This is a genomic window from Kocuria sp. PD6, from assembly GCF_031844145.1.
In the GTDB taxonomy this organism is placed as follows: domain Bacteria; phylum Actinomycetota; class Actinomycetes; order Actinomycetales; family Micrococcaceae; genus Kocuria; species Kocuria marina.
Window position 1 is genome coordinate 294,701 of the sequence record NZ_JAUZUS010000002.1, and the last position, 17,450, is coordinate 312,150.

Sequence of the window (17,450 nt, forward strand, 5' to 3'; positions counted from 1 at the left end):
CTCACGGGCGCAGCCGGTGATGCGCAGATACGTCATGCGGAGCTTACTGTCCTGCCGGGATGGTGGTGGAGAAGGTGGCCCCGGCGTCGTCGGAGAACTCGATGCCCTTCTCGGTGGCCACCCAGATCCGCAACCCGTCCTCCCCCTCCGTGCTGGCGGCCACCGCGGAGGGCTGGGCAGTGGCGCCCCCGGCCGTCTCCCAGCTCACCCCGCCGTCGCGGCTCAGCTGCACCGTCCCGTCCGGGGCCACTCCCACGGCCGTGTCGACATCGGCGAAGGCGGTGACCTGCAGGACGGGGGCCTTATCGGGCAGTTCCCAGGTGTCTCCGCCGTCGGTGGAGCGCTGCACGCCCTCTTCGGTGGTGGCCAGCACCACCGGTCCGTCCGCGGAGGCGGCGAGATGGGCCGGCTGGACCTGGTCGCTGGCCTCAGACCATTGCGTCCCGTCGGCGGTCCTGCGCAGGGCGCCGTCGAAGCCGATGACCCCTTCGGAGGAGACGGTCATGGCGTGGAAGTCGGACTCGCCCTGGCGGGAGAGCTCCTGCCAGCTCTGCCCGCCGTCGGTGGACTCCACCAACCCCAGCGGATTGGGTAGATTCGAGCCCGGCCCAGGGTGCCCAGAGGCGTAGTACCGGCCGGCGCCGACGGCGAAGCCCATCAAATCGGTGGTCTCCCCGATCTTTTCCGGGGACTCCCCACCGAGTTGGAACAACCCGTTATGGGTGGCCACCAGCAGCTGATCGGTGCCCGGGTCCACCGCCAGACCGTGGACGTGACCGAACGGGTTCCCCGCCCCGGTCGAGGACCCCACCGCCCCGGAGGCATTGTCCTGGGGGGCGCAGGCGGTGACGAGCAGAGCAGTGACGGCGAGGACCGCGGCGGTGCGGGCTTTTCGGCCGCCGGCGATGTGGGCATTGCAGATCATGAGGTCGCTTTCCTGAAAAAAGGGGGAACGGAGCCATCGGGCCTGTTGAGGCGCCTGCGAGGCGGAGGGTCTCAGCTCTCTGCCCGCCGGTGCCCTCCAGCATTAGCCTGCAGATCCGCGCCATGCCCGCACGGCTGGACCCCAGCCCCGGGAACAGGACGGCCCATGACAGGGAACAGGTGACGGCTCCTACGGCGGATACCGTCGGTGACCGACGTCGAAACCGAAGCGGCGAACACGGACGGGCTCCTTCTGCCTGGTTGCCGGGAGGCACACAATACTAAGAAACATAGTAGACGTGTTGAGACACCGAGTTCAAAACGTCCCGCCCTTCTCCGCCCCCTCTACCTGCACCAACACCAGTCCTGGTGTGTGCTGGCAGCACACCCGTGGGCACAGCGACCCGTACCTGCCGGTCTCCGTGCATCGCCGTGAAGCCCACTCGCTCCATGCGAGGACGCACGTCGTCGGTTGCGCTGCCTCTGCTGAACGTGAAACGTCTGATCTCCTTACCCGGCGTGGCAATCCTCCCTATGGAGGCAGCGGCCTGACCCGGGTGGCCGCGGTGGTCGCTGGTTCCTCGGCGGCGCGCCCAGCACTCCAGGACCGAGGCTCGGGCGCTGGGGGTGAAGGGGCAGCACCCGCACGGATGCAGGCTGTGGCTGGCGGTGGACACCGAGGTCAACGCCCTCGCCCCCACGACCATGGCGTTCTCCTCACCGACTCGTTCCCCGCCCCCTGCGCTGGGGGTGGACCGGCCGTGCGGCTCAGCCGCCCGGGGGGAACTCCACCGGGCAGGTCTGTGCTTGGACCGTGGCCAGGGCCGGGGTGGCGGCAACGGCCACCGGCAGGGCCAGCATGACGGTGGCCGCGGCCACCGTCAGCGCCACCCGGGCCCGGTGCAGCGGGGCGGCCGGTGCCGCCAGCCGGCGCACCCGCATCAGTGTGGCGGTGCCGCTGGCAGCCAGGGCCGAGGTCGGAGCGTGTCTGGCCTCGGCCAGTTGCACCAGGGCACTGGCCACGGTGAGCCTGCTGTCGTTGCCGGCGGCTGCCCGGTCATCGGCGGTGAGTTCCACCAGCCGGCCCAGCTCCGCTCGCGCTACGGCGAAGACGGGGATCCGGGGAAAGGCCCGCACCAAAGCCTGGGCACCGGCCAGGACCAGATGGTGGCGCCCGTGCAGGTGCGCCACCTCATGACGCAACACCGCCTGACGCTGCTGGGCGTCCAGGGCGTGCAGGGCTGCGGTGGTGAAGACAATGTCGCGGCGGCGCCCGGGCAGGCAGTAGGCGGCCGGCACCGCATGGTCGACCACCAGCACACCGGTGACCGGGTCACGGCGGGAGACCAGCGACAGGGACTCTAGATGCTTCCTCTGCTCCCGCCGGGCGGACATCACCTCGGAGCTCAGGCAGCAGAGCACCCGGCCCCCGAGCACGAACGCCAGGATTGCTCCTGCCGTGCTGACCGCTGCCCCACCGGGAGTGGAGTACTGGGCGCGCAGCACCACCGCGCAGGCCTGCAGGAAGTCCGCCAATCCTCCGATGGCCGGCATCACCGGCAGAGCCAAAGACACACCGGTCAGGATCACACTCACCACGATCGAGACCGTCAGCGCCTGCCAGGCCAGGATTCCCAGCCGGGGTGAGCGGTCGACCCAGCCCCTGCGCCCCAGCCGCGGGCCCGCCAGGGTGGCCAGTACGGCGAAGGCGATCAGCAGCACCGGGGCTGTCACTGGGCGGTCCCCGTCTGGGGTCCTGCCGCCTGATCCAATGCCTCGCGCAGCTGCGCGAGGTCCTCGGCCGGAATCTGCTCCAGGAAGTGCAGCAGGGTGGCCCGCCGGTCGCTGCCACTGGCCAGGACCTCCCCCATGTGCGAGGCGGTGTACTGCTCACGCGTCTGGGTGGGTCGGTAGCGGAATGCGCGCCCGTCGGGCTCCCTGCTCAACAAACCCTTGCGATGCAAGGTGTCCATGACGGTCTTCACGGTCATGTAGGCCAGATCTCGATCACGCTGCAGGTCCACCAGGATCTCCCGGACGGAGGCCGGCGCGGACCGCGACCACATCCGTTCCATGATCGCCGACTCCAGGTGTCCCAGATGGTGCACGGAGGTCTCCTTCCCACGTCTTGCGCCGCCGTTTCCCCACAATTCCTATGCCCCATAGTAGGGCCGCACCGGGGATCGGGCCCTGGGTGCCGGTACCCCTCCCCCTCCTCACCCCACAAGCCCACGTTCTGGGGTTCACCAGGGCGTCAACAGCCTGTGGTCCGAGGCCACCGGGGAGGTCATGTCGGCATCTCTGTCGTGACCGCCGCCGGAGACAGCACAGGTGGCCGCGGGCCCATCGGGGCCCGAAAGGCCGTCCGGCCCGCGTGGGCCTCGCGTCCCCGGGGTCGGATAGCTGGCGATACCTGCTGTGGGATCCGGTGGCCCATGGCGCCGTCGTGCGCGGCAAGTCCGGCGTAGCCCCCACGTGAGCAGAGCCACGACCGAAGAGGTGAAGAATCCAGGTGGCCACCGGTGAGCCCCACAGGAAGAAACCTTTTGCTGCCTGCGGTATCGGTGGTTCGCCGCACAACGCCACCAGCACGGTGACCGGGGGATCGGCGGAGCTGGCTCTCCTGCAGGGGGTGCACCGGAGGTGAAATCCACCCCCAGAGCGGTTACTATCCGTCATAGTACTTCGATGGGTGGTGGTGCGACTGGCCCGATGGAGAAATCGCGCCGGAGCCGGTCCTGGCCGTGGCCGCATGATCAGCTCCGGCAACGGAGTGGCCTCAAGCCCTGAGCGTGCCGAGGCCCCGGCCCGTCAAGGCTGGGTGACCTCCCCGGATCCATCGTCAGCCCGCCACGGTGCGCTCCAAGGCCCCTCGATCTGTCTGCCCATCAGGGCAGGGACCGGCACCGCCCCCGTTGCCCCAACATATTCCGATCCTCAGGTGAAACGCCCATGACTTCCCGCCCCACGCCCTGCGCCGCCCCGTCCCGCCGCCGCGTCCTCTCGCTGGCCGGCCTCGGGGTCCTGGGGCTCGCCCTCACAGGGTGCGCCGAGGAGGACTCGCTGGCCCAGCAGGCGAACTCCGGGGACCAGAAGGGCTACATCGCCGGGGACGGCACCGTCTCGGAGTACCCGGCGGGGGAGCGGGGCGAGCCCGTGCAGTTCACCGGCACCCTCTTCGACGGCACCGAGCTCTCCGCCGAGGACCTGCGCGGGAGGCCCGCGCTGTTGAACTTCTGGTACGCGGGCTGTGCCCCGTGCCGGGTGGAGGCCCCGGACCTCAAGGAGCTCGCCCAGCGCTTCGACGGGCAGGCCGCGTTCTACGGGGTGAACCTGCGCGACGAGCGCCCCACCGCCGAGGCGTTCGAGCGCACCTTCGAGATCCCCTACCCCTCCTTCCGGGACAAGGACGGGGGCGTGCTGATGGCCCTGAGCGCGTACGTGCCCTCGCAGGCCGTGCCCACCACGCTGGTGCTCGACGCCGAGGGCCGGGTCGCCGCCCGGATCCTCGGGATCGCGGACCGCTCCGTGCTCGAGACCCTCCTCGAGGACACGGTGGCCGAGGCGGCATGAGAACCGGCAACCCCTCTCACCACAGCCTCGGCAGCAGCAAGACCAGCGTGGGCGCCCTCAGCGAGGCCGAGTCCACCCCCGACGGCAGCACCGCCGGTGGTTCCCGGGGCGTCTCGACCGGCGCGCCCACACTCAACTCTGAAGAGCCCGATAGGCTCTTCAGAGTTGAGTGTGGGGTGAGGCGTCGAGTCCACCGGTGATGAGGAGCATGCGGAGGCGGTAGTGCTCGAAGTTGCGGAAGCCGCGGACGATGCGGCGGCCGAGTTCGATGATCCCGTTGATGGCCTCGGTACCACCGTTGCTCGCGCCGTCGGTGTCGAAGTAGGCCAGGAACGCGGTCTTCCATCGTCTCAGGGTCTTTCCGAGCCTGGCGATCTCGGGAATCGGGCAGGTCGTCAGCGAGGCGATGAGTTTTTCGGCAAGCTGGCGTCCTCGTGCAGGCGTGGGCTGGTGGAACACGTCCCGAAGGTCCTGAGCGCAGCGATAGGCGACTTCGACAGCGATGTGATCGGGATGGGCCGTGAACGCAGCTTCCAGGCGAGTCTGCTGGCGAGACGTGAGGCGTTCTCGCCCGGCGCGGAGAACATGGCGGATGCCGTAGAGGGGGTCGCCCTTGCGGCCTCGGTGGCCGAGGGTCTCCTGTTGGATCCGGCGGCGGACGTCATCGACTGCCGCGCCGGCGAGCTTGACGATGTGGAACGCATCCAGCACGCAGGTGGCGTCCTCGAGTTGGTCATCGATCGCGTTCTTGTATCCCTGGAACGGGTCCAACGTCGCGATCTCGACCCGCTTCCGGAACCCTTCGCCCCGCTCGTCCAGCCAGTCGCGGTAGGCCTTGCCGGATCGGCCGGGGACGAGGTCGAGGAGCCTGGCGGTGGGGTGGGGTCCGCGGGTCAGGTCGACCATCCCGGTGAGCTCTTTCGGACCGCGCCGGCGGGGGTCGCGGTGATGCCAGATGTGTTCGTCCACGCCCAGGACCTGCACGTTCTCGAACCGGACCGGGTCGTCAGCGGCCGTGGCCAGGACGGGGCGGACCTGAGTCCAGAGGGTGTTCCAGGTCGTGCCGAGCTGCCGGGCCAGGCCCTGGATCGTCGCTCCCTCGCGCCGGAGCTGACCGATGGACCACCGGATCGCGCGTGTGCTCAGCAGACCGCGCGGCGCACAGACCTCCGGGTCCTGCTCGACGAACGAGACCACCGCGCAAACGTCCTCGTGACAGATCCAGCGGCGCTTGCGCCATCGGACCCGCACCGGCCGACCCGCCCAGGGCGCATCAATCACCTCGACCACCACACGGCCGTGACCAGTAGCGATGACTCCGCAGCCGGGACAGCCTTGGACCGGAACGCAGGACTCCACCTCGAGCACCAGGCCCGAGGGAGCCTGCGTGACCGAGACCAGGTGGAGGCCGGGGAAGTCGAGGAGGAGATCGCATCGGTCGCAGCGATCGAGCGCGTCAGGGCATACGCAACTATGGTTAAGCATTGTCGAGGTCCTTGGTGCGAGCAGAGGTAAGAGTCCGCTCATCATCGAGGACCTCGACGTCTATCCCCAGCTACCCCGCACCACCGGCGCGCCCACACTCAACTCTGAAGAGCCCGATATCCGGGTGGGGGAGTGGGTCAGGGGTGGTCGAAGTCGTCGTCGGCGGACAGGTCAGGGGTCACATCGTCGACCAGTGCTTCCGCTGGTTCTGCAGCCTCCACCGAATTCATCGGCTTGGTGCGGTTGCCAGTGATTACGGTGCCCCCGGTGGTGAGGTCAACGCAGAGCATGCCGTCCTCCACGAACGGCTTCCATCGCCTGGTGGCGGTGGTGTCGATGCCGTAGTGGGCGGTGAACGCGGTAGCCGAGATGATTGCCTGCCCGGGCCCGCGCTTGGAGCCGTTCCGGACTGCATAGGCATGCGGAGAGGAATTATCGATGGCGCGTAATGCCATGACCTGGCGATCACGGTCGTAGAGAAGTTCCACCGTCTCGGCGTTGTCCATCAGGTCGTGGGCAGCCTTGTTGAGTGAGATCACCCCACGCTTTTGGATGGTCACGCTCGGCGCCTTGGCCAGCGGAATCATCCTCTTATCGAACACCTCGAACGGCATCGTTCCCCCTATGACTTGTAGCCGATAACAGTGAACTTCATCGCAACCATTGCACGTATTTACTGGAGAGTCATGCTCGGCTCATTGCTGGTGTCTCTGAAGGCAGGGATGCGAGACGTCTCGTCGGTGGATTTTTGTGGTCCCAGATCTGTACGGGTTTCCGCGGTCCGGCAAGTCTTGCAACTATGTGCTTTATCTGTGCGCCTAGAATCGTGTACTGGACGTTGGTTGCGAGACACATTGGGGTTGACGTGGGTAAGTTGATTGGGTACGGGCGCGTATCGACGCGGCTGCAGGATGCGGACCGTCAAGTGTCTGATCTGCTGGCTGCTGGAGTGCGTCGCGATGACCTCTATGTCGATCATGGAGTGTCTGGAGCTCATGCTTCGCGGCCGCAGTTCGACAGGGCCGTGGCTGCTCTCGAGGAGGGCGACACGTTAGTCGTCACGACCCTGGACCGTCTGGGGCGCTCCACCCAGAACATGCTGGCCTTCGCCGAAGCGCTGCGGGGGAGAGGCGCCGGGTTGCGGGTGTTGAACTTGGGTGGGGGAGACGTGGATACCCACACCCCAATGGGCTCGATGGTGTTCACCGTGATGGCCGCCCTTGCCCAAATGGAGTTGGAGATCAAGCGGGAGCGGAACACCGACTCGGTGGCCAAGCGTCGGGCCGCCGGCAAGGACCTGGGCGGGCGACGTCCAACCTTCACAGACAGCCAGATCCGCAGTGCCCTCCGGTTGATCCAGGGCGGTGAGCCTGCGACCCAAGTAGCCCGGGATATGGGGATGTCGCGAGCCACCCTGTACCGACGAATCCGAGAGCTCCCGCCCGCCATGAGTTAAGACTCTTTCGGCACTTGAAGGAGCTGTTCGTGGGTCGCTCATCGACGCGGATCCTGTGGCAGTTCAAGGGTGACGACGGGATGTGAAGTCGATTGTGGAGCTTCCCTCAAGACGACATGAAGATTCCCTGAAGCTTGCTCTCCTGGGTGCTCTACGTCCTGTTTTTCTGGGTCACTGAGGGCATAGTTTGCCAGTGAGAACACCCCGTTCTCATCCGTTCGTGCACGGACATTCGGGTGCCCCAGTATTCCTCCCCAGGGCTGGGGCACCCGTCTTTAACGTGAAGGGGTGGCCTGGCTCGGATCAAGGGTCCCAGCGGACCCTGGGTTACCTCGCGGATCCTGTGCTGGGTTTCCCTTTCCTCGTTTCGTGCTTCGGTCGCACGGAGGAGCTCCTGCGTCGCCCATGGACTCTGGAGTCTTCATGGAACCTTGAGAATCCCGCGACGGGGACTCCAAATGAGGTGTCCACCCTGGGAACAGACGGTCCTGGATGCACCGGGACCTTGTAGTCAACAGGGGGAATGATGAGTACTGGAGCGAGGATGGGAGGGCACTTGTCGGCGGGTCTTGGAGACGCGGTGGTAAGGCCCACGCGCCGGTTGGTGGGGATCGATGCGGCTCGCGGGCTGGCGCTGATCGGGCTGATGGCCATTCATCTGCTGCCGGCTTGGAACGAGGAGACCGGGGAAGCGAGCTGGTCGTGGCGGCTGTTCTCGGGGGACTCAGCGGCCCTGTTCGCTCTGCTGGCAGGGGTGGGGTTGGCACTGACTTCCGGGGGGCGGCACCCGCACGAGGGTAGGACGATGACCGCTGACCGGATCGGTCTGGTGGTGCGCGCGGTGCTGATCGCGATCGTGGGGTTGTGGATCGGGACGCTGATGTCGGAGGATCCGCCCGCCTACAACATCCTGATCTACTACGGGGTGTTCTTCCTGCTGGCGATTCCGTTCCTGCACGCAGGCCCGAAGGCCCTGTTCATCTCCGCAGTGCTTTTCGGGGTGGTGTCTCCGATGCTGATGCAGGGGCTCCAGGATGGGTTGCCCGAATTTGTCTCCTACAACCCCACTTTCACGGATCTGCTCACGCAGCCCGGTGCCACGGCCTCCCAGCTGCGGCTGACCGGGACCTATCCGGCCCTGCCGTACATGACCTATCTGCTGGTCGGGTTGGGGTTGGGGCGGTTGAATCTGCGCAAGACGGAGGTTCAGGCTCGACTGGTGGTGGTGGGCGTGGGGCTGGCGATCTTCGCCCAGACCACTTCCTATGTCCTGCTCTATGCCTTGGGTGGTTACCAGCGGCTGCTGGATGCCTCCTCGATGGGCGAGCACGAGCTGGAGGATGTGCTGGTCTGGGGGCCGGACTCGTTGCCCACGGAGACCGTGTGGTGGTTGGCGGTCGCCACCCCGCACACCAACACCCCGCTGGCGATCGCGGCCAGCCTTGGGGTGAGCCTGGCGGTGCTGGGCGTCTTCCTGCTGATCGGCCCGAAGATCGGGGCATGGTTGTTGCCGCTGTCGGCGATGGGCGTGATGACCTTGACCCTCTACACCGTCCACTTGGTGGCACTGTCCTTCGAGGCCCACTACGAGCTGCCCTACCTGTGGTTCATGGTCCACCTGGCGGTGGCGGCGCTGTTCGCGGTGGCTTGGCACCGGAGCCTGGGGCAGGGACCGCTGGAGAAGGTGGTCAGCACCAGCGTGAAAGGCACCCGCCGGCTGGTGCTGGGCCGGCCGGCCAAGGACAGCCACGGATAGGGTGTGCCGGTAGCCACGACATGACGGGCCGTGCCCGCCGCAGCAGACGTGCTCTCTGCGGCGGGCACGGCCCGCCGCCGTCACAGCACGGTCTGGTGGTAGTGCTGGGGTCAGTCCGGGGGTGTGTGGCGGGGCAGGCGGATCCGGAAGCTGGTCCCGCGTCCGGGTCCGCCGCTGGTTGCCTCCAGGGTCCCGCCCTGGGCTTCGACGAGGGATTTGCTGATGGCCAGTCCCAGGCCGGAGCCGCCGCGGTGGGCTTCCCGGCCGGGGTGGGCGCGGTAGAAGCGTGCGAAGACGTGCGGGAGGTGCTGGGGGTCGATACCTTCCCCTGTGTCGGCGACGGTGAGGGTGACCGCTTCCGGGGTGTGATCGGTGCGCACGGTGACGGCGCCGCCGGATGGGGTGTGGCGCAGTGCGTTCTCCAGCAGGTTGCCCAACACTTGTCCCATCCGTTCCCGGTCGACCAGCACTGGTGTGACCTCCATGCCGGTGTTGATGGCGGTCACTGAGATGTTCTGAGCGGCGGCGTCTTGCTGGACGGCCGCGGCCGCCTGGGCTGCCAGCTGGCCCGGGTCCTGGAGGGTCAGCTGCAGGTGGGTCATGCCTTCCTCGGCGGCGGTGAGGTGGCGAATGTCGCGGGCCAGTCGTTCCAGCCGGGCGATCTGGGCGTAGAGGATGCCGGTGGTCCGTTCATCCCACTCGACCACTCCGTCCTCGATGCCCTCCAGATGTCCTTTGAGACTGGCCAGGGGGGTGCGCATCTCGTGCGCCAGATCGGCCAGCATCTGGCGCCGGGTGGTGTCCACGGCGTCGAGCCTGGCGGCCATGTCGTTGAAAGACCCGGCCAGGGAGTCGAATTCCGGGCCCAGGCTGGTGGAGGTGACACGCACGTCGTAGTTGCCGGCAGCCACCTCCTGGGCGGCGGTGCTGAAGGAGGTCAGGGACCGCCCGATCGTGCGGTAGAGGTAGAAGGTGAGCATCCCGGCGATGTAGAGCGCCGGTAGCCCGCCGATGGTCAGGGCGGTGAGGCTCACCGAGCGGAAGGCGTCCTCCAGGTGCACCAGTCCGGTGGCCGCATCGGCGTGGCCGGTCTCGACGAGCTCGTGATAGAACATGCTCGGCCCGACCAGCACCGCGGTGATCACCACGATGATCAGCCCGATGGCCAGCACCGCGGTCTGGGCCAGCATCAATCGCATTGTCAACGGGCTCCAGGACCAAGACCAGGCCCGGGTCCGGTCGGAGACGGTGGTGCTCATCGCCCGGTGCCCATCCGGTAGCCGATCCCGCGGATCGTGTGGATGAATGTCGGCCTGGTGGCTTCGTCGCCGAGTTTCTTGCGGATCCGTCCGATGTGCACGTCCACCAGGTGTTCGTCCCCGGTCCAGGTGGTGTCCCAGACCAGCTCCACCAGCTGCCGGCGCGAGAGCACCAGTTGCGGGCGGGCAGCCAGGCACAGGAGCAGGTCGAACTCGATCCGGGTCAACGCCACCGGTTCCCCGGCCAGGTGCACTTGGCGGGAGTCCCCATCCACCACCAGTTTCCCGATCACCAGTGCCTGCTGTCCGTGCGGTAAGGCTGTAGTGGATTCAACACTTCCCGTGCGGGCCCGGCGCAGCATGGCCTGGACCCGCGCCACGAGTTCGCGCGGGCTGAACGGTTTGGTCACGTAGTCGTCGGCACCGACCGACAGGCCCACGATCTTGTCGACCTCATCATCCCGGGCGGTGAGCATCAGCACGTGGCAGTCCGAGAAGGTCCGCACCTGACGGCACACCTCGATCCCCCGATCCCCGGTAGCCCCAGATCCAGCACGAGCACGTTGGGGGTGTACTCCCGCACCGCGGCCACCGCCTGGGTGCCGTCGTGGCGCATCACGACCTCCAGCCCGGCCTTGCGCAGATAGTCCGCGACCAGCTGCGCAAGGTCGACCTCGTCGTCGACCACCAGAACACGTCCGGTGAGCGGATCCGTCATCTGTCCTCCCGGTACTGATCGCTGTGACATGAAGACTGTGCTGCGAGCCCCAGCGTCCCAGGGCGACCGTGTCTGAGGCCTCCGGAACGGAACAGGGGGGGGGTGGACTCGACGTGGCCGGGCTCACCGGTGAACCGGTGGTGGCTGTGGCTAACGATCCCTTGCCCCGGGCGGATGAGAGGGTTATCAGGCACGGAGAAGATCGCGTGTCGCCCCTTCACGAGCCCGGACAGACGCAACACGGTCGGGACCCGGCCACCACCACCGAGCGAGGGGACTCCGGTGGTCTCGGCCATCTCGGTGACGGTGCGCGCGCTGGAGGAGCAAGACCCCAGGCGAGGGGGTCCGTGTCCTGAGGCAAGAGGACGCGGCGCTGGCGAACCTACGGTTGGTCGGTGACCGTTTGGGGTGCTGCTGACTGTGCGAAGGGCGCGCGCCCATCGGGTGCCGCGTCGGGGATCACCGCACTGGACTGGCTGGAACGGGTCGACGGGGATCATGACGTCCCGGTGTCGGCCCGTTCCAGCCGGTGGGGGCTCAGTTCGTGGTCCTGGATCAGGCCGCGAACCACTCCTCCAACCAGCCCTGCATGAGCTCGATCTCCGCCTGCTGGTCCTCGATCATCTTCTCCGCCATGGCTCGCAGCTCTGGGTCGGTGCCCATCTGCAGCTCCATCTCGGCCATCTCGAGAGCCACCTGGTGGTGGGCGATCATCTCTTCGAGGAAGGCCTTGTCGAAATCATCCCCGGACAGTTTCGCCAACTTTTCCAGGCTCATGCCGTCCATGCCGTCCATTTCGCCCATCATGGCGCCCTGCATGTCGGCATTCATGCTCTGACCATGGCCGCCATGGCCGCCATGGCCGTGCCCGTGGCCGTGGCCGTGGTGGTGTCCCGGGGTGTTCTCGGCGGCCAGCCGCTGGGCCGCTGCTTCCAGCTGCTGGATCTCCTCGGTCTGGGCCTCGATGATCTTCTCCGCCAGGTCACGGATCTCGGGACGCTCGGACTTCTGCAGGGCCAGCTCGGCCATGTCGGTGGCACCCTGGTGGTGGGGGACCATCATCACGGCGAAATGGCGGTCGTGGTTCATGTGCCGCTCAGCGCCCGTCTGTGCGGAGGCGGAGGAGGGCTGGTGCGTCGGGGACGCGACCGCCGCGGTCGCCCCGGCACCGCTGAGGGCCAGCGCCAGGGCCGTCCCGGCGGCCAGGTGCTTGATCGTCGACGTCATGACGAACCTCTCCTTCGCAGCAGCCCGTGCTGGGCCTGCACATCGTGGTGTTTGCTCTGCTCAGCCTCGGGTCGAGGCGGGCCGATCCGTCCACGGTAGCCCCGCCGTGGTTGCTTTCTCCGGGCTGGGAGGGCTGGGCGGTAGATCTTCACTGAACCTTCAAGAGCGGGCCCATCAGGGGGCCGAATCGGGGTGTTCCCCGGCGGTGGCCTGATGCAGGCATCTCAGGTTCTGACCGACCGATCCTGGATGCTGATCAGGTGGGGGGCACACTCGCCGCCCGCCACGAGCGGCATTCGTGGCGGGCGGCGTGTTGGCTCAGCGAAAAGTGACGTAGCCGACCGTCGGCATGGCATTCACGCTGTGCACGAAGGTGCCCTGGGTGGGGTTCAGCGCGGAGATCATCTTGCCGCCACCGAGGTAGATCCCGATGTGGGCCCCGCCGTTCTGGACGACGAGGTCGCCGGGCTGCGGGTCGGTGGTCGGGGTGCCGGCCGCCCACTGCTGCTGGCTGGTGCGGGGGAGGTCGATGCCCTGCTGGGCGTAGACCCACTGGGTGAAACCGGAGCAGTCCCAGGCGCCGAAGTCCGTGCCGCCCCAGACGTAGCCGGTACCGACGCCCTGCATCGCGGTGCCGACAAGGCCGCCGGCCGCAGCGGAGGTGGCGGAGATCTCGGAAATGTCCGAGGACTGGGGGGACAGACTCGAGGTGGCCGCCCCAGCGGCCGGCAGGCTCGCCGCCTGCACGGTGACGGGGGCCTGGGAAGCGGCCGGGGCCGGGGAGGTCGCGGGGGTCGAGTATGCGGTGCCGGACGTGGCGGGGGCTTCGGCATAGGCCTGAGCGGGGGCGACGGAGCCGATCACCGCCGCGCCGACAGCGGCGGCCAGGGTCGTGGTGCGCACCAGGTGCGAGGGGGTCTGGGCGCGGTGGCGGGCAGAGCTACGCGTGAAGAAAGCCATGAATAGGGGTCCTCCTTTTGCCTACGAGGTGAGCTGTCGGGTTCGGGTGGGAGGCACCCGGCCGCCGAGCCTGCAGCTCCGGCGGCTTCACCCCAAGGTCCGGGTGCGGACCGGGTATGGTTCCCCCGCTTCTGCCAAGTCATTTCTGTGATGGGGTCCCCGGCTGCCGGCAGAATTCGGCGAAGCACCCGGGGAAGCCGATGAGATCAGCCAACGGCACGCAGAGGACACTAGCGCCTAGATAACGAAAAGGTCATATTCCCTGTGGTGCCGGGAAAAGGCTTGCGCCGGCCTCGCGCGGTCGCCGGCAAACCGGCCGGTAGCCCACCACGCCTGGGGCACATTCGTTCCGGCGGGGTGGCGCCGCTAGCTGTCTTTCCTCCCCGTGCCACCACTCATCGGGACCGACCCGGGGAGGCTCTGACCTGCGGTATCGCGCCGATGAGTGCGGTGGGAGCTCGGATCCGCTGCCCTCACTACCCGTGGAATCCTTCGGCCTGCGCGCGGTGCGGGGGGAGGTGAACCCCCCGGGGGAGCTTCAGCGTCCCTCAAGGGTGTTCTCGGATTTTTTACGAAACCGCCCAGCATTTCCTGGGGGAGTGAGCTGTTTCCTTCATGAAATCTTCATATCCCAGGGTGTCGACCAGGTGAGAAGAGCTGCTTTCTTCACGAGATCTTCAAATTCCTCCGGGTCCATGTATCGGACCGGTAGATCAATGGCCCGGGTGAGGGGAGCGAATAACCAGGTTCTTCGCTGTCGTTGGTGAGGCCAGATTCGTCAGCGGCGGAGCCACTGGGCTGCCGGCTGCCACGTGGCTGGGTCGATCAGTATTCCGGGGCCGATTGGGGACGCCGGGCGGTGCCGTCACCGCTGCCTCGATCGTGGTCACGGGCTGTTGATCCGCGATCCCCTCGCCCCGCAGGCATTCCTCGACAAGGCCGGCCCTTGGCGGGAGCAGTGCCGACCGTGGTGAACGTGCGGATCGGCATGGCGCAGGCCTTGCAGAGGGGTGAGGGTGGCCGCTTCCGAGCCGTTGGCGGCGGGGACGGCCGGACCTACTGCTCGGCGGGGTGGGCCGGCTCCTCACCGGGTGCGGCCTCGACGTGCTCGGGGCCCGCGGCCACGTCGCGGACCGTGTGGCCGCCGAACTGGTTGCGCATCGCCGCGATCATCTTCATCGCCGGGGCCTGGTCCTGCCGGGAGGCGAACCGGGCGAAGAGGGCACTCGAGATGGCCGGCACCGGGACCGCGAGGTCCAGGGCGGCCTCCACCGTCCACCGGCCTTCGCCGGAGTCCTCGGCGTAGCCGGCGAGCCGGTCCAGGTGCTCGTCCTCGTTGAGCGCGTTCACCGCCAGGTCCAGCAGCCAGGACTTGATCACCGACCCCTCGCGCCAGGAGTTGAAGGTCTCCCGCACCGAGCGGACGTGACCGGCGGCCTCGAGCAGTTCCCAGCCTTCGGCGTAGGCCTGCATGATCGCGTACTCGATGCCGTTGTGGACCATCTTCGCGAAGTGACCCGCACCGTGCTCACCGGCGTGGACGAAGCCGAACTCGCCGGCGGGTTTGAGCGAGTCGAAGATCGGCTGCGCCTTGGCCACGGTACCCTCGTCCCCGCCGACCATCAGGGCGTAGCCCTGGGTGATCCCCCACACGCCGCCGGAGACCCCGCAGTCCAGGTACTCGATGCCCCGTTCGGCCAGTCTCCGGGCGCGGGGGGCGTCGTGGATCCACCGGGAGTTGCCGCCGTCGATGATCACGTCGCCCTCGCCCAGCACGCCGGCCAGCTCGTCGATCACGGTGTCCACCGCCGTGTCCGGCACCATGACCCACACGACCCGGGGCGGGGTGCCGATCTGCTCCACCATGGCGGTGAGGCTCTCGGAGTCGGAGAGCTCCGGGTCGGTGTCGTAGCCGACCACTGTGTGGCCGGCCTCGCGCAGCCGCTCACCCATGTTGCCGCCCATCTTGCCCAGTCCTACCAGTCCCACCTGCATGGTGTGCTCCCTTCTCGGTCCTCCGCCGCTCAGGCGGACATCAGCTGGCCGGGTCACCCCACGGAGGAAAACCGCACAGACACAGCCCTCTTGTATCTAGCCAACAGGGACAGTTTCCTCCCCTGCATCTCCAGGTGTCCGCCACGTTCGCACGCTCCCGTCTGGGGCTGCCACCCGACGCGCGGAACCGGTACCGGACGGGCCCAGCCGCACGGGTGCGTCCACGTGCGTGGCGCTGCTCCATGCCGACAAGCTCACTAGCCCGCCGCGACAGGGAAGGCCCCACGGTTCCAGGACCTCCTTCTTGAAGGTTCCGTGAAGATTCCCGCTCATCGCCCTGACATGGAGTTGATCACCGTTTAGATACAACGCTGATAAGGCTACTGTCGGAAACATGGTGGATCGCAAGATCCGTCGGCACCAGATCGATATACCGCACGAACCGCAGTATGAGAGAAGGAGCAGAACCATGACTCATCACGTGAGCTCGATGCTGGAGACCTACCCGAAGGACCTGGGGGGCATCGACCAGCAGAAGTTGGCGGAGTGCATCGAGGCCTGTTTCGAGTGCGCCCAGACCTGTACCGCCTGCGCGGATGCCTGCCTGGCCGAGGACATGGTCGCGCAACTGAGCACCTGCATCCGTAAGAACCTGGACTGCGCCGACATCTGCGCGAGCACCGGCCGTGTGCTCTCCCGTCAGACCGGCAACAACGCCGAGGTCACCCGGGTCGTCCTGGAGGCATGCCGGGCCGCCTGCAAGGCCTGCGGCGACGAGTGCGCCCAGCACGCGGGTGAGCACGAGCACTGCCGCGTGTGCGCCGAGGCCTGCCGCCGCTGCGAGGCCGCCTGCGCGGACCTGATCTTTTCCCTGGGCTGAGACGGGCCGAACACTGACCTGACGCAGGAAAGGAAGAGGATGGGCTTGAAAGAACAGAGCATGATCGACCACCACTACATGGCGGTCGTGATGGCTCAGGAGTGCGTGGACAAGGCCGTGCACCCGGAGCTGGCCGCGATGTGCGAGGACATCATCACGGTCCAGAACCAGGAGATCGAGCAGATGCAGACCTGGCTCGAGGAGTGGTACGACCGCCAAGGCGGCCGCCCCGCCGCCACCGCCTGATCGACCCGCTGACCGGCCGATGTCCATTTACACCATCTGCCGGTAAAAGACGGGGCCTGTGCCCCTGCACGAACGAGCTGCACGGGGGCAGATTCCGTCTTCCCCCCATACCGCCCACTACTGCTTGGCGTTTGCTTCACCGCGGTGCACGCATGGTCCCGGTGACAGACCGCCCGGCATCCGCCGAGCTGGTATCGAGGGACCGGCTCATCGCCCGAGAGGGAATCTGCCATGCACTACATTTCATTAGGCCGCCGTACCGCGGCCGCCGCCTCCGCGGCCGCTGTGGCCACTGCGTTGCTGGGCGGAGCCGCTGCGCCGGCATCCTCCCACTGGGAGGCCGCCCCGGTGTCCTCCCACAGTCAGACGGAGATGCTCCAGCCGGACCCGACTTCCCCGACCGCCTACGAGTTCGGTGAGACCCTGGCCGGGCTGGAGGGCGAGGAACTGGAGATCACGTTCCTGGCCGAGATCATTCCGCACCACCGGGCCGCGATCGAGATGGCCCAGCTGGAGCTCGAGCGCGGGACCAGCCCGGACATCCGCACCCACGCAGAGAACATCATCGCCAATCAGCAGCACCAGATTGACCAGTTCACCACCTGGTTGGAGGAGTGGTACGGGCTGACCCCTGAAGAGGCCATGGCCCAGGTCCCGGCAGAAGCCCAGGAGGAGATGAAGATCCTGGAGGAGGAGACCCAGATGATGATCGAGGAGCTGTCGGCCGTTGAGGCCGGTGAGGACTTCGATGTCGCTTTCGTGCAGAAGATGATTCCACACCACAACAGCGGTATCATCGAGTTCCTCGAGCCGCAGTCCCGCGCCGTGCACCCGCAGCTGCGCGTGGCGGCCACCTCGGGGATCACCACCCAGCAGGCCCAGGTCGCGGACTTCCGCACCTGGCTCGCCGGCCGCGCCTGATCACCGAGCTGAAACGGCGCGATCGGTGGGGCCGCCCGTTAGGGTGGCCC

The 17,450-nt window shown here is 67.4% G+C and carries 15 protein-coding genes, 1 pseudogene and 1 riboswitch; of the genes and pseudogenes, 6 read left to right on the forward strand and 10 right to left on the reverse strand.

All coding sequences use genetic code 11. The annotated features are described in order from the left end of the window. Window positions 1–43: 43 nt before the first annotated feature. The 3 genes from Q9R22_RS02860 to Q9R22_RS02870 form a co-directional block, all read right to left on the reverse strand. Window positions 44–925 carry a F510_1955 family glycosylhydrolase gene (locus tag Q9R22_RS02860; RefSeq protein WP_311254022.1) on the reverse strand — a complete coding sequence of 294 codons (882 nt, stop codon included), beginning with the start codon at window positions 923–925 and terminating at the stop codon, window positions 44–46. Between the two features lie 767 nt (window positions 926–1,692). Beyond that, window positions 1,693–2,646: a M56 family metallopeptidase gene (locus Q9R22_RS02865; RefSeq protein WP_222119041.1), complete on the reverse strand. Its 954-nt coding sequence runs from the start codon at window positions 2,644–2,646 to the stop codon at window positions 1,693–1,695. 8 nt (window positions 2,647–2,654) lie between these two features. Further along, window positions 2,655–3,032 carry a BlaI/MecI/CopY family transcriptional regulator gene (locus Q9R22_RS02870; protein ID WP_085107314.1) on the reverse strand — a complete coding sequence of 126 codons (378 nt, stop codon included), beginning with the start codon at window positions 3,030–3,032 and terminating at the stop codon, window positions 2,655–2,657. A gap of 844 nt (window positions 3,033–3,876) precedes the next feature. On the opposite strand from Q9R22_RS02870, the gene Q9R22_RS02875 reads away from it, so the two are divergent. Then, the gene (locus tag Q9R22_RS02875) at window positions 3,877–4,497 is read left to right on the forward strand and encodes a TlpA disulfide reductase family protein (protein WP_085107316.1); all 621 of its coding nucleotides are present in this window, start codon (window positions 3,877–3,879) and stop codon (window positions 4,495–4,497) included. 159 nt (window positions 4,498–4,656) lie between these two features. Here the strand turns inward: Q9R22_RS02875 and Q9R22_RS02880 are convergent, their stop codons facing one another. Both Q9R22_RS02880 and Q9R22_RS02885 read right to left on the reverse strand, forming a co-directional pair. Then, complete coding sequence (locus Q9R22_RS02880) at window positions 4,657–5,982, reverse strand: ISL3 family transposase (RefSeq protein WP_311254023.1); 1,326 nt, start codon at window positions 5,980–5,982, stop codon at window positions 4,657–4,659. Between the two features lie 137 nt (window positions 5,983–6,119). Further along, window positions 6,120–6,596: a hypothetical protein gene (locus Q9R22_RS02885; RefSeq protein ID WP_085107322.1), complete on the reverse strand. Its 477-nt coding sequence runs from the start codon at window positions 6,594–6,596 to the stop codon at window positions 6,120–6,122. 251 nt (window positions 6,597–6,847) lie between these two features. On the opposite strand from Q9R22_RS02885, the gene Q9R22_RS02890 reads away from it, so the two are divergent. Further along, window positions 6,848–7,438, forward strand: coding sequence for a recombinase family protein (locus tag Q9R22_RS02890; protein WP_311254024.1), 591 nt, complete (start codon window positions 6,848–6,850; stop codon window positions 7,436–7,438). 544 nt (window positions 7,439–7,982) lie between these two features. Further along, the gene (locus Q9R22_RS02895) at window positions 7,983–9,194 is read left to right on the forward strand and encodes a heparan-alpha-glucosaminide N-acetyltransferase domain-containing protein (protein ID WP_311254025.1); all 1,212 of its coding nucleotides are present in this window, start codon (window positions 7,983–7,985) and stop codon (window positions 9,192–9,194) included. Window positions 9,195–9,304: 110 nt separating this feature from the next. On the opposite strand, the gene Q9R22_RS02900 is transcribed toward Q9R22_RS02895, so the two are convergent. The 5 genes and pseudogenes from Q9R22_RS02900 to gnd form a co-directional block, all read right to left on the reverse strand. Next, entirely contained in the window at window positions 9,305–10,384 is a 1,080-nt protein-coding gene (locus tag Q9R22_RS02900; RefSeq protein WP_085107402.1) for a cell wall metabolism sensor histidine kinase WalK, read from the reverse strand. A gap of 65 nt (window positions 10,385–10,449) precedes the next feature. Beyond that, a pseudogene (locus tag Q9R22_RS02905) lies at window positions 10,450–11,171 on the reverse strand (response regulator). Window positions 11,172–11,726: 555 nt separating this feature from the next. After that, a complete protein-coding gene (locus tag Q9R22_RS02910) occupies window positions 11,727–12,398 on the reverse strand; it encodes a DUF305 domain-containing protein (protein WP_311254026.1) in 672 nt (223 codons plus the stop codon). 318 nt (window positions 12,399–12,716) lie between these two features. Further along, complete coding sequence (locus Q9R22_RS02915) at window positions 12,717–13,358, reverse strand: C40 family peptidase (RefSeq protein ID WP_085107335.1); 642 nt, start codon at window positions 13,356–13,358, stop codon at window positions 12,717–12,719. A gap of 6 nt (window positions 13,359–13,364) precedes the next feature. Beyond that, window positions 13,365–13,550, reverse strand: a riboswitch (cyclic di-AMP (ydaO/yuaA leader). Window positions 13,551–14,414: 864 nt separating this feature from the next. Further along, the gene (gnd, locus tag Q9R22_RS02920) at window positions 14,415–15,353 is read right to left on the reverse strand and encodes a phosphogluconate dehydrogenase (NAD(+)-dependent, decarboxylating) (protein ID WP_085107337.1); all 939 of its coding nucleotides are present in this window, start codon (window positions 15,351–15,353) and stop codon (window positions 14,415–14,417) included. Between the two features lie 469 nt (window positions 15,354–15,822). Between gnd and Q9R22_RS02925 the strand changes: the two genes are divergently transcribed. The 3 genes from Q9R22_RS02925 to Q9R22_RS02935 all read left to right on the forward strand — a co-directional run bounded on the left by Q9R22_RS02925 (window position 15,823) and on the right by Q9R22_RS02935 (window position 17,400). Beyond that, window positions 15,823–16,233, forward strand: coding sequence for a four-helix bundle copper-binding protein (locus tag Q9R22_RS02925; RefSeq protein ID WP_085107340.1), 411 nt, complete (start codon window positions 15,823–15,825; stop codon window positions 16,231–16,233). 39 nt (window positions 16,234–16,272) lie between these two features. Next, a complete protein-coding gene (locus Q9R22_RS02930; RefSeq protein ID WP_311254027.1) occupies window positions 16,273–16,479 on the forward strand; it encodes a DUF305 domain-containing protein in 207 nt (68 codons plus the stop codon). A gap of 231 nt (window positions 16,480–16,710) precedes the next feature. Beyond that, window positions 16,711–17,400: a DUF305 domain-containing protein gene (locus Q9R22_RS02935; protein WP_311254028.1), complete on the forward strand. Its 690-nt coding sequence runs from the start codon at window positions 16,711–16,713 to the stop codon at window positions 17,398–17,400. Window positions 17,401–17,450 lie beyond the last annotated feature (50 nt).